The following is a 10,917-nucleotide window of genomic DNA, read 5'->3' on the forward strand; positions in this document are numbered from 1 at the left end:
GGGCATCGCGCTCGATGTCTCCACACTCGCGGACTGGGTCGGCGCGGCGGCTGCGACCTTGATGCCGCTGGTCGAGGCGATCAAGGCGCATGTCCTCGCTGCCGAGCGCATCCATGCCGACGACACCACCGTGCCAGTTCTGGCCAAGGGCAAGACGCGCACCGGGCGCGTCTGGACCTATGTCCGCGACGATCGTCCTTTCGCCGGCCACGCGCCGCCGGCCGCCGTGTTCTTCTACTCGCCCGACCGCTCCGGCACCCATCCAGAGGCGCATCTTGCGACCTATGCCGGACCGATGCAGGCGGATGCCTATGCCGGCTTCAACCGCCTCTACGAGGCATCGCGCAAGCCTGGTCCGGTCATGGAGGTCGGCTGCTGGGCGCATGCACGGCGCAAGTTCTTCGAGATTGCACGGCTGAAGAAGGCGCCGATCGCGATCGAAGCGATCGCGAAGATCGACGCTTTGTTTGCGATCGAGCGCGAGATCAACGGTCTACCGGCCCACGAACGCAAAGCCGTGCGCAACGAGCGCAGCCGCCCGCTGGTCGGTGAGCTTCATACCTTCCTGCACGAGCGCCGCGCCAAGCTCTCCGGCAAGAGCGAGACCGCCAAGGCGATCGACTACAGCCTCAAGCGCTGGCAGGTGTTCATGCGCTTCATCGACGATGGCCGGCTGTGCATGACCAACAACGCGGCCGAACGCGAGTTGCGCGCCGTGGCCGTCGGCCGCAAGAACTGGACCTTCGCCGGCTCCGACGAGGGCGGCCGCCGTGCTGCCGCCATCTACGCCCTGATCCAGACCGCCAAGCTCAACAACGTCGACCCGCAGGCATGGCTTGCCGACGTCCTCGCCAGGCTGCCCGATCATCCGGCCAACAGGATCGCAGACCTGCTGCCCTGGAACTGGAAGCACACCGCCATCCCTGCCGCTGCCTGATCGCTCCGATCAATCGTCCATCCGCGCGGGCTACTCCGCCTGTGGTCTTCACCGGATGCGTACCTTCTTCTTGAATAGGCCACATAGCATCGGTGGAGGACGCTCGGGTGACGTTCCGTGAGGTCGCCTTACGAGCGGCGCTTCGAGCGCGACGCTTTGGTGGCTGCGGCCTTCGTCGCCGCCTGGGCCTTTGGCGCTTTAGTGCCTGGCTGTTCGGCTGATCGGCAGGGTGAAGGTGCTCGCGCATCTCAATGAACATCGCCTCAACATCGTGAAGGCGCAGCTTGCCGCTCCAGTGATCCCGCAAGGCGTGCATCTGCAAGACGGCGATCTGCCCGCGCTTCGCCGGATCGGCCTCCGCGAAATAGGCTCTCATGGCCTCGACGAAGGCTCGGGCAACGGCCGGGGGAAGCTCGATCAACGATCCCACCCATCGCGCTTTGCCTCGACGCGGAAGTCGTCGGGCATCTCGGGCACTTCGTCTTCATCGACGTTGTTGCACAGAGGGCAAGGGTCTCCCGCCGCGCCGCAATCGCAAGCCCTGCTGGTGCTTCCCCGGGGTCGTTCGGGGTGAGTCTCGCAGACCCATCGAGCACCATAGCAACGCAAACACACCTTCATGCCGAGTCGATTCTTTGGGTAGGGCGTTGTTCCGATCTTGACAGCTAACACTTATGTCCGCATATTGCGGACATGGCTGAGCGGATGATCCCCGGCCCAACGAGAGGTTAGCCCCGAATGACCGAGACCGCCACGATGGATCAGCAAGAGCAGATCGCACGCATCGAACGCGCTCAAGAAGAGACCCGCAAGTTCGCGGCCGAGCAGCACAAGCTTTCCGCCGAGACCCGAAAGATCACTCGCGACACCAACCTCGCGCCCTGGCAGCTCGTCTTGTCGGCGATGACCGCCGGTGCCGCTCTGTTCGGTGCTGGCGCGGCTTTCACGAAACTGATGGGGCCATGAACGGAGCACGCCTATCCGAGTGTCTGGCCTCGCTGCGATGGACGCAGCGGGGCCTTGCCGCGATCCTTGAATGCGATGATCGTCTCATTCGCCGGTGGGCGTCCGATCAGGCGGACATCCCTGCCAGTGTTGCGGCTTGGCTTGAGACATTGGCGAAGGCGCACGATGCACTGCCTCCGCCGACCGGGTGGAAGAAGCGTTCGGCTGCTTAAGACCCGCCGGAGGCCCAGGCAGGCGGACCTTTATGTATGTCCGGCAGCGCGGAGGCGCGATGACTGACTACACGCAATACGCCGCTGCTGCGTTGGCTCTGGCCGCTTGGTACGCGTTCGAATATTGGCCAGTGATCCTATTACTCGCCGTCGTAGGGGTGATCGGCATGGCCGCGGCCGCCTTTAATTCAGGGTCAAAGAAGACCCCATAGTCGGAACGGGTGAGGAACACTGTGGGTGGGCCATGCACGGCGCATGCACGGATATGCACGGATATTCTTACTTTGTCCTACCCTGATGTGCCCTCATGTGCCCCGTGGCATACCAGTTTCAAGTTAAATCATGGTGTGGTTTCAGCGGTTTGGATGGTGGGCGCACAAGGGATCGAACCTTGGACCTCTCCCGTGTGAACGTAGGGCGCCCCCAACGGTATGGTTTTGATTTTACTCAGATATTGTGTGATCCGGCTTCTGAATGGGCGGATTTTGGGCATCGCGGTGTAGAACGCTCGCTAAAGCTGTTGCGGAATTTGCGACTCGGATAGGTTGCATAAAATCAGAAGTTCACCCGGAGATTCCGCCATGCTGGCTGATGGTTTCTATAGCGTGCTTTTTAAGACACCGAGAGGCGAAGGCGCCGGGATTGTGGTGCTGGCTGGTGGGCAATTGCGAGGAGGTGATTCTGGGATCGCCTACTCCGGCACGTTCGCTCAGAACGGCGATGATTTCACGGCCAAGGTCGTCACCAGCCGCCATGCACAAGGCAATCCCTCCGACTTCGGGATAGACGCCGCAACTATTAGTCTGACCGGCAAGTCCTCAAGCACGAGTGCAACGCGCGTGGGGACGGCTGCTCAGGCGCCCGGCCTGACGTTCCAAGCTGTGTTGAACCGCATCAGCGACTAAGCCGGTAAGGCTTGTCGCCTCTCGCCCCTCGCGGCCGGCTTCATAGGCTTCGCGGAGGGCGCCGGCGATGCTAGCGGCGAGCGCGCCGTATGCCTCGGGCGAGAGCAGCGGCAAACCTTGCGCCTGTTTCGAAGCCTCGACGATGGCCGCCGCCTGGTCGGCGGTGGTGCCGTCCTCGAACAGACCGGCCGCGATCGCTTCGTCGACTGGTTTGATGGGTCGCGCTCGCCGGCCGCTCGTCCGCGGTGCGAAACTCGATGGGCGCGGATTCGCGTGCCGGCGGGCTCGCGCTGCAGGCGAAGACTTGCGCCGCCTTCCGATCCGGCCGACCGCCGATCGATCGCCGGCCGGCGTTGTCGTCAAAATAGAAATGGCGGCTGATCCGCACCTCGAAACTCTCCTCGTGCGGGATGAGTCGTGCCGTCGTTTGATCCGTCGTTGCCTTCATGATTAGTCCAATCGAATTGACCGCTACGAATGATGCTAGACCTTCTCACTATTCGCTCGCGCGCTTCTCCCAATCGGGGCCACATTCAGCGTCAGCGCAGTTGTGCCTCTCACAGTAGGAGCCGTAGATTCGAATCGGTTGGCCCCTCGGAAACTCCTTTACGTCGAGCGGAGGAACGTTGGCTGAATAGCAGTACTCAGTTAGGTGTCGATCGCCAAAAACGTCCGTGTACTTGATGACTCCCATCGCGCCGATCGGGGCTTTCCTGCCGCTCAATGGTGTCAAATTCACCGGCCCCATGATGAGCCATCCTGAGGCCATTTGTGATCGCGGACCGATTACACCCTGCGTAAAGGTTAGTTTGTACGGATTTCTTTGTTCGAACGCTTCGCTTGTTGCATAACCACCGATGAGCATATCAATCGAGAACTTAAGTTGGCTCGTCGGGGTATTCCCTTGGTTCTCGATAATTGGATTGATCAGCCACCTGGGAGTCTCTTCATCGTTGGGTCCCTTCCCGCCGTAGGTAACCAGTTGAAGGCTATTCGACAGAATGAAAGCGCGGCTTTGTGCGCTGTAGGCTCTTTTGGCGGCATTGTATTGAAGGAAGGCCACGAATGCGCTCGAAATAGCTACCGCAAGAGTTGCGATGCTTAGGAGAAGTGGAGGTTTTCCACCTCTTGCCGCTGATGCTGGTCTCTTACCGCGACGCCTTGCTGAGACCCGTTTGGTCGTATTCCAAACTGAGCTAGGTCGGTTAAATAGCATCTCGCTAGGCCAGCTTTCTCGCCCCAAGGGCGGCCATCCTGTTGGTTCACGACGCCTTGCGCTTCTTTGCGCGCGGTTGCGGCGCGTCATCCTCGCTCGGTCCGTCCTGCACCAAACTATCGAGTGTCACTTTCAGCGCGTCCGCCAGCTTGCGCAGTGTTTGAACGTCGCCGCTTTTGCGCCCAACCTCGATCTCGGACAGGTAGCCTTGCGAGATGCCCGCGCGTCTGGCGAGTTCATCTTGGCTCAAGCCGCGTTTCTTACGGAAGAATGCAAGCGGCGTTTTCGCCGCAAGGAATGCATCAACATCGGCGCTGCTAAAGGTTTCTTCCTCGCCGCTCTCCACGCGAGCGATCGAGCGGCGTAGGGTTTCCGCGTCGGCGGCGTCTTCATTGGCTGCGGCAATCAGTTGATCGTATTCCTCGCGGGACAAGATCACGATGTCGTCGCCTTGCGGGGTTTTGGTCATCACGGGCATGTCGGTTGGTCCTTAGTCATAAATCCCGCCGCGCGGGCCGATGTCGTGAACGGTGATGGTGTCAGCAGTCTCAGTAAACAGGACGCGGAAATCTTGAACGCGCAACCGCAAACGATCGCTTCCGACCAGCGCCTTGACGTTCCTGGCCTGGGCTGCCGGGTTAGCGGCATACTGCTCGATCTTAGCCCGGATCAGCTTAGCCTTGTTGGCGTGCCGCTTAAGGGCGGTCATTGCGGTGAGGGTGTAAGCGATCGTTTTCATGAGTGCATTATAGCGAAAGGCAATATTTCGTAAATGGCTATAAGCAATAATTCTTATGAACGCGGCGATTTTTCACTCGCCCGGATCGCTCATGCCGCCGTGCCTCTCTTAGCTCTTGCCTTGGGCCTTGGCTGCACTTTGCTTGTTGGCGCTGGCCCGATCGACGGCATTGCGTTGATTGAGGGCGCGGCGTGCGAAACGTTCACGTGCGCATAGCGCAGCACCATCGACAGACTCGACCATCCGCCCAGGTGCATGAGCATGTTCAAGTCGCGGTGTTCCTGATAGTGCCACGTCGCCCAGGTGTGGCGACAATCGTGCGGGTGAAAGTCGCTGATCTTGGCGCGCGTGCACGCCGCCTTGAATCCTTTCTTGATACGGTCGCCGGCCGACACGCCGCGGTCATCGTCCGGATCGAGCGGGCGGTACGGCTCGCCGAGCAACTGGATTTGTCGCGGCTGTTGCTGCCCTCGGGCACGATCCAGCGGCCCGGCTTGCGGAACACGCAACCGTCACGGTGCAGCAAGTTGGCAAGGATTGCGACCATACGGGGGGATTTTGGGCGCATCCGTTCGCGTTTTAGCGTCAAAAACCGCATCGAAACGCACGTTGGAGCCGAGGGCCGGAAATGAAAAAGCCCTGCTGATGCAGGGCTGTAAATGGTGGGCGCACAAGGGATCGAACCTTGGACCTCTCCCGTGTGAAGGGAACGCTCTCCCGCTGAGCTATGCGCCCGGATTCCGGTGGCTGCCGGCCCAGGGGGCCGCAACAGGCAGCTGCCGAAGCAGTCCGTCGGAGCCCGCGATTTACGAAGCGCGGGCAGGGGGTGTCAAGGATTTGCGGCGCTGCCGGCGAGGAAAACTGCTGGGGAACGCCGGGCTGTGCTCGATGGGACCGAAACCGGACCGCGCGCGGACCGGAGTCCCTGCTGGAGCGAGGGGCGGATCCGCTGCGCCCCGGGGCCGATTCGGTAGCGTCAGGCCCCGATCCCGCGGCGTCAGGCCCCGAGCTGCCGGGCGCGCGAGGCGTGGGACTGCAGGGCGCGGATACGGTCGGCCAGGGTGCCGCCTTGCGGGCTGCCGGCGGCTGCCGGGGCCGTGGCGACGCCATTGGCGTTGGCCGGCCTGGCGGGGACGGGCTCGGCGGCCAGCATGGCCTCGATGGTCGAGTTCGGGCCCTCGATCTGCATCGCGAGCTTGGCGACCTCGGCGGCGATGTCGTTGATGCGCTCGCGCAACAGCGCGTTCTCCATCCGCTCCTGGGCCCAGGTGCTCTCGGCCTGCTGCTGGATCGCGTTCATCTCGCGCTGCAGCTTGGTGCGCTCGTCGCGGGCGGTCTGCAGCTGCTCTTCGAGCGCGGTCTTCTCGGATTTCAGCCGCTCGAACGCGGCCGACTTGCCGTTGCCGAATCCGGCGAGTTCGTCGCGCAGCTCCTTCAGCGCGCGGTCGGCGGCGGCATTGGCCTCGCGCAGCTGGTTGTTCTCGAAATCGCGCTCGGCGAGCAGCTTGCCCTGGGTCGACAGCCGCCCTTCGAGGTCGGCGACGCGGGTCGCCAGCATCTCGGCCTCCTTGACCTGGACGATCAGCTGGCGGTCGAGCTCGGTGACGCGCTGGCTGAGATTTTCCACCCGCGCGCGCGCATCGTTGAGCGCCCGGGTCGCGGTGTCGGATTCGTCGCGCTCCAGCGTCAGCCGCGCCTGGGTCGCCGAGAATTCCTTCTCGGCATCGGCCACGCGCGAGCGCAGCTCCTCGACCTGCGTCTTCACCGATACGAGCTCGACCTGGCGGCTGTCGGCCAGCAGGGACTTGTCGTTGAGCTCGGTGGTCAGGCGGACCTGCTCGGCCTGTTTCTCCTTGAGCGCCTGCTCGGCGGCGCGCAACGCCTCGGTCTTGGCGGCGAATTCTTCCTCGGTGGCGCGCAGCTGGTCCTTCAGCGCCTTCTCGCGCGCCTCCAGCGCGAAGATCGCGGCGTTCTTCTCGCCGAGCTCGATCTTCATGCGGTTGATGGCGTCGGTCTTCTTGCCGAGGTCGGCGAGCTGTCCGGTGGCCTTGTTCTTGAGCGCGTCGACGCTCATCTCCAGCCGCCGCGCCGACATCGCGAATTCCGCGCGCAGCTGGTCCTTGTCGGCCTGGATCTCGGCCATCGACAGCGGGGTTGCCGCCTCGAGCCGGCGCGTCGTCAGCCGCACCGCGCGATTGTGCACCAGCGGCACGACCATCAGGGCACAGAGCATGGCGATCAGAAAACCGATCGCGAAATACATGATCGGCTCGACCATGACGCACAACTCCCGGTCAGAAATGATTAACCGAATCACAATGCACGGCGGGCTGATTCAACGCCAGCCCAATGCCGTGTTAACCTTGATCCGTCGCGGGAGAACGTGTCTTGGCGGTATCCATAGGCGGTGTCAGAACGGGTTCCAGGTCGCGCTCGGCGTGAACTTGAGATAGCCGACATTGGCCCCCAACCGCAGCCCGATCCCGGAGCGGATCGGCACCAGCACGATGTTGTTGGCGGTCAGCGCGGTCATGCCGAAGCCGCCGACGATGTAGGCCGAGCCGTCGATGCCGACGAAGCGCTGATAGATCGCGCTCGTGGCCGGCAGGTTGTAGACCAGGGTCATGGTCCGGGCGCCGTCGCCGCCCCAGTCGAAGCCGAGCGAGGGGCCCTGCCAGTAGACCCTGAGATCCCCGGCGTTCTTGGTGTAGAGCGTGCCCTCGCCGTAGCGCAGCCCGGCGACGAAGGCGCCGGCGCCTTCCTCGCCGAGGATGTAGCCGTTCGGCAGGCCCCATTGGCTGACGGCGCGCTCGATCACCGAAGCGAGGCCGCGCGAGACGTTGCCGAAGAAACGGTGGCCGGCATTGACCAGTTCGTCCGAATTGAAGCTGTCGGGGCTCGGCGCGCGCTGTGGCGGCGGTGCCGGCTGTTGGTATGGCGCCGCCTGAGGCGGCGGCGGGGGCGCCTGCTGCGCGGCGACCGACGCGGTCAAGGCCGTGACGGCCGCGAGCGTCGTGGCGGCGAGGCGGATTGCGAAACTCATCGATGGAAATCCCCTGCTATCGGCTGCCCGACCTTCGCCTTAACCTGACGCCAACCACATCCGGCGATGATCGGGAGAGGGGCGATAGCCCCTGCGACTCCCATGTTATCGGCACCAACTATGACCGCACAACGGCAACAACGGAACTGGAGCGGTCCGAAGCCTCCGTTTCGCCGCGCCATCGCCGTGATCACGCTCGCGGCGCTGCTCTTGCCGCCGCCAGGCGCTTTGGCCGCCACCACCCAGCGGATCATCGCCAACCGTTATAGCGGGCTCGCGATCGACGGCTTTGACCCGGTGTCCTATTTCGTCGACGGTCAGGCTCTGATCGGCGACGCCGACTTCGAGGCGGCTCAGGCCGGGGTGGTCTGGCGGTTCCGCAACGAGGGCAACCGCGCCTCCTTTCTGGCCCATCCGGAGGTCTATGGCCCGCAATTCGGCGGCTATGATCCGACCGACGTGGCGCGCGGCATCACCGTCCCCGGCAATCCGCGCCTCTTTGCGGTGGTCGATGAGCGCCTGTTCCTGTTCAGCAGGGAGGAAAGCCGCGACGCCTTCAAGGCCGATCCGGCGCGCTATTTGCCGCGGGCGGAGGCCCGCTGGCCGGCGCTCGAACAGGAGTTGCCGGAATAGGCCGGACCGGGCCGGCTCTCAAACCTTGACGGCAGCAGGATCGCCCCAGGCGATGAAGGACGGCACCAGGAAGCCGTCGCTCCGCTCGCCATAGCGCAACGGCGCACCGGTCTCCCCGGTGACCATGCCGCCGGCGGCCGTCACCACGGCATGGCCGGCCGCCACGTCCCATTCGGATGTCGGGCCGAACCGCGGATAGATGTCGGCCAGGCCCTCGGCGAGCCGGCCGAACTTCACCGCCGAGCCAAGCTGCAGGCGCTCGCCGCCGGGGCGCGCCGCAATGAAGGCGTCGGTGCGGGCATCGCCATGCGACCGGCTGACGGCGGCGATCCACGCCTCGCCCGCCTTCGGCATCGGACGGGTGCGGATCGGCTCCGCCGGGCCGAGGCCCGCCGCGGTGAACGACAGCCGCTCGGCGCCCCGGCCGACCAGGCCGCGCCAGATCAGCCCGAGCGCCGGCGCGCAGACGATGCCGAGCAGGGGGCTGGCCTCGCTGACGAGCGCCAGATTGACCGTGAACTCGCCGCGGCCGGCGACGAACTCCTTGGTGCCGTCGAGCGGGTCGATCAGGAAGAAGCTGCCCTTGAACGGCGCCGCGCTCGTCCCGACCCGCTCCTCCGACAGGGCCGGAATCTCCGGGGCGAGCCGCGCCAGCCCCTCGGCGATGACCGCGTCGGCGGCCAGATCGGCCTCGGTGACCGGCGAGCCGTCGGATTTGTCGGTGACGGCCATGGCACGCCGGTTCACCGCCAGGATCGCATGGGCGGCCTGGACGACGAGCTCGGTCAGGGGCGTCATCAGCGCGGCAGCGGCCGCGGTGCCGATGGTTCCCGTGGTCGGGCCCGTCGTCATCGCCAGACGCTCCCTTCGGCAGTTCCGTACGCAGCCTGCATCATCCGATCCTCGTTCTGGTCCTGCCGCCTGGCGCATCCGGGTACGGCCGTTCGCACGTTCGTCGCCGGGCGGGAAAACCGCTACGTACTTTCCCGTGTCCTGCACTCAGCTCGGTGGCGGTCCATGCTTTCGCAGTGTATCAAGCGTCAACGCAAGCATGATTCGTCCAGGTTCGCGGATTTCCAGGAACATCGAATGTCCGGCACGTCCTCTTCCGAGATCGCCAATCCGATTCCCGCTCCCGATACTCTCGAACTTGCCGCTCTGCTCTGCTCGAAGGTCTGTCACGACCTGATTAGTCCGGTCGGCGCCATCGTCAATGGCCTCGAAGTGCTCGACGATAATCCGAAGCCGGAAGATCGCGATTTCGCGCTCGATCTGATCCGCAAGAGTGCCAAGACGGCGTCGGCCCGCCTGCAGTTCTGCCGCCTCGCCTTCGGCGCCGCCGGCTCGGCCGGCGCGCAGATCGATCTCGGCGATGCGCAGACCATGGCGCGCGGCCACATCGAGGACGCCAAGACCTCGATCACCTGGAATCTGCCGCGGCTGCTGCTGCCCAAGAACCGGGTCAAGCTGCTGCTCAACATGATGGTGGTGGCGCAGCAGACGATTCCGCGCGGCGGCATGCTGACCGTCGACCCGATCGGCGACGGCGAGACCATGAGCTTCCGCGTCGCCGCCACCGGGCTCAATGCGCGGCTGCCGCAGAACATCGTCAACCTGCTCGGCGGTGAACTGCAGTCGACCATCGATGCCCATGCGGTGCAGCCGTACTACACCCGTCTGCTCGCCGAGGCCTGCGGCCTCAAGGTGACGCTCGCTGCCGACGGCGCTGCGATGGTCGTGCAGGCCGCCTGATCGCGACCGCCGCGAGGCTCACGCGGCGCCGGGGCTGCGACCTCTTGTCGTGGAGAGGCGCAAGAAACCATTCACCATGGTTAACCAAGCCTTGCCGATGCGTCCGAAATTGTCCGGACACATCTTATCTCTTTGTTGAGTCCGTTCATTTGCGCTTACTCAACTAATATTAAACGCTTTGCATCGAAACTGGCCACGGTTTGAAGGGCGCGTCATGTCGCGTTCCGTTGCGTGCGAAGGCCAGTTTCATGGATGACCTGTTGCGTGAGTTTTTGACGGAGACCAGCGAGAGCCTGGATACCGTCGACAATCAGTTGGTGCGGTTCGAGCAGGAGCCGAACAACGCCAAGATCCTCGATAACATCTTCCGCCTGGTACATACGATCAAGGGGACCTGTGGCTTCCTGGGCCTGCCGCGGCTCGAAGCGCTGGCGCACGCCGCCGAAACCCTGATGGGCAAATTCCGCGACGGCATGCCGGTGACCGGCGAGGCCGTGACGCTGATCCTGACCAC

At 64.0% G+C, this 10,917-nt stretch carries 15 protein-coding genes and 1 tRNA gene; 8 read left to right on the plus strand and 8 right to left on the minus strand.

Annotated features, from left to right (window positions below; all coding sequences use genetic code 11):
- The 5 genes from tnpC to ACQR1B_RS35890 all read left to right on the plus strand — a co-directional run.
- A partial coding sequence (gene tnpC, locus ACQR1B_RS35870) for an IS66 family transposase (RefSeq protein WP_434875056.1) occupies positions 1 to 937 on the plus strand: 937 nt, incomplete at its 5' end.
- 229 nt (positions 938 to 1,166) lie between these two features.
- Entirely contained in the window at positions 1,167 to 1,511 is a 345-nt protein-coding gene (locus tag ACQR1B_RS35875) for a hypothetical protein (protein ID WP_434837614.1), read from the plus strand.
- A 164-nt stretch (positions 1,512 to 1,675) separates the two neighbouring features.
- A complete protein-coding gene (locus tag ACQR1B_RS35880; RefSeq protein ID WP_434837615.1) occupies positions 1,676 to 1,903 on the plus strand; it encodes a hypothetical protein in 228 nt (75 codons plus the stop codon).
- A 271-nt stretch (positions 1,904 to 2,174) separates the two neighbouring features.
- Positions 2,175 to 2,327: a hypothetical protein gene (locus ACQR1B_RS35885; RefSeq protein WP_434837616.1), complete on the plus strand. Its 153-nt coding sequence runs from the start codon at positions 2,175 to 2,177 to the stop codon at positions 2,325 to 2,327.
- A 369-nt stretch (positions 2,328 to 2,696) separates the two neighbouring features.
- A complete protein-coding gene (locus ACQR1B_RS35890; protein WP_434837617.1) occupies positions 2,697 to 3,020 on the plus strand; it encodes a GrlR family regulatory protein in 324 nt (107 codons plus the stop codon).
- 496 nt (positions 3,021 to 3,516) lie between these two features.
- Here the strand turns inward: ACQR1B_RS35890 and ACQR1B_RS35895 are convergent, their stop codons facing one another.
- The 7 genes from ACQR1B_RS35895 to ACQR1B_RS35925 all read right to left on the minus strand — a co-directional run bounded on the left by ACQR1B_RS35895 (position 3,517) and on the right by ACQR1B_RS35925 (position 8,018).
- Positions 3,517 to 4,083, minus strand: coding sequence for a hypothetical protein (locus ACQR1B_RS35895; protein WP_434837618.1), 567 nt, complete (start codon positions 4,081 to 4,083; stop codon positions 3,517 to 3,519).
- A gap of 199 nt (positions 4,084 to 4,282) precedes the next feature.
- Positions 4,283 to 4,714: a helix-turn-helix domain-containing protein gene (locus ACQR1B_RS35900; protein WP_434837619.1), complete on the minus strand. Its 432-nt coding sequence runs from the start codon at positions 4,712 to 4,714 to the stop codon at positions 4,283 to 4,285.
- A gap of 12 nt (positions 4,715 to 4,726) precedes the next feature.
- The gene (locus tag ACQR1B_RS35905; RefSeq protein ID WP_434837620.1) at positions 4,727 to 4,975 is read right to left on the minus strand and encodes a type II toxin-antitoxin system RelE family toxin; all 249 of its coding nucleotides are present in this window, start codon (positions 4,973 to 4,975) and stop codon (positions 4,727 to 4,729) included.
- Positions 4,976 to 5,064: 89 nt separating this feature from the next.
- Positions 5,065 to 5,418 carry a tyrosine-type recombinase/integrase gene (locus tag ACQR1B_RS35910; protein WP_434837621.1) on the minus strand — a complete coding sequence of 118 codons (354 nt, stop codon included), beginning with the start codon at positions 5,416 to 5,418 and terminating at the stop codon, positions 5,065 to 5,067.
- Between the two features lie 217 nt (positions 5,419 to 5,635).
- A tRNA-Val gene (locus tag ACQR1B_RS35915) sits at positions 5,636 to 5,710 on the minus strand.
- Positions 5,711 to 5,972: 262 nt separating this feature from the next.
- Entirely contained in the window at positions 5,973 to 7,253 is a 1,281-nt protein-coding gene (locus ACQR1B_RS35920; protein WP_434837622.1) for a hypothetical protein, read from the minus strand.
- A 132-nt stretch (positions 7,254 to 7,385) separates the two neighbouring features.
- Positions 7,386 to 8,018: a DUF1134 domain-containing protein gene (locus tag ACQR1B_RS35925; RefSeq protein ID WP_434837623.1), complete on the minus strand. Its 633-nt coding sequence runs from the start codon at positions 8,016 to 8,018 to the stop codon at positions 7,386 to 7,388.
- Between the two features lie 120 nt (positions 8,019 to 8,138).
- Between ACQR1B_RS35925 and ACQR1B_RS35930 the strand changes: the two genes are divergently transcribed.
- Positions 8,139 to 8,651, plus strand: coding sequence for a YHS domain-containing (seleno)protein (locus ACQR1B_RS35930; RefSeq protein ID WP_434837624.1), 513 nt, complete (start codon positions 8,139 to 8,141; stop codon positions 8,649 to 8,651).
- An 18-nt stretch (positions 8,652 to 8,669) separates the two neighbouring features.
- Here the strand turns inward: ACQR1B_RS35930 and cysQ are convergent, their stop codons facing one another.
- The gene (gene cysQ / locus ACQR1B_RS35935) at positions 8,670 to 9,503 is read right to left on the minus strand and encodes a 3'(2'),5'-bisphosphate nucleotidase CysQ (RefSeq protein WP_434837625.1); all 834 of its coding nucleotides are present in this window, start codon (positions 9,501 to 9,503) and stop codon (positions 8,670 to 8,672) included.
- 237 nt (positions 9,504 to 9,740) lie between these two features.
- Between cysQ and chpT the strand changes: the two genes are divergently transcribed.
- Together chpT and ACQR1B_RS35945 are read left to right on the plus strand one after the other, a co-directional pair.
- A complete protein-coding gene (gene chpT, locus ACQR1B_RS35940; protein WP_434837626.1) occupies positions 9,741 to 10,403 on the plus strand; it encodes a histidine phosphotransferase ChpT in 663 nt (220 codons plus the stop codon).
- 248 nt (positions 10,404 to 10,651) lie between these two features.
- On the plus strand, positions 10,652 to 10,917 hold a 266-nt coding region (locus ACQR1B_RS35945; protein WP_434875111.1), incomplete at its 3' end, for an Hpt domain-containing protein.

This window comes from Bradyrhizobium oligotrophicum (genome assembly GCF_051168495.1).
Lineage (GTDB): Bacteria > Pseudomonadota > Alphaproteobacteria > Rhizobiales > Xanthobacteraceae > Bradyrhizobium > Bradyrhizobium oligotrophicum_A.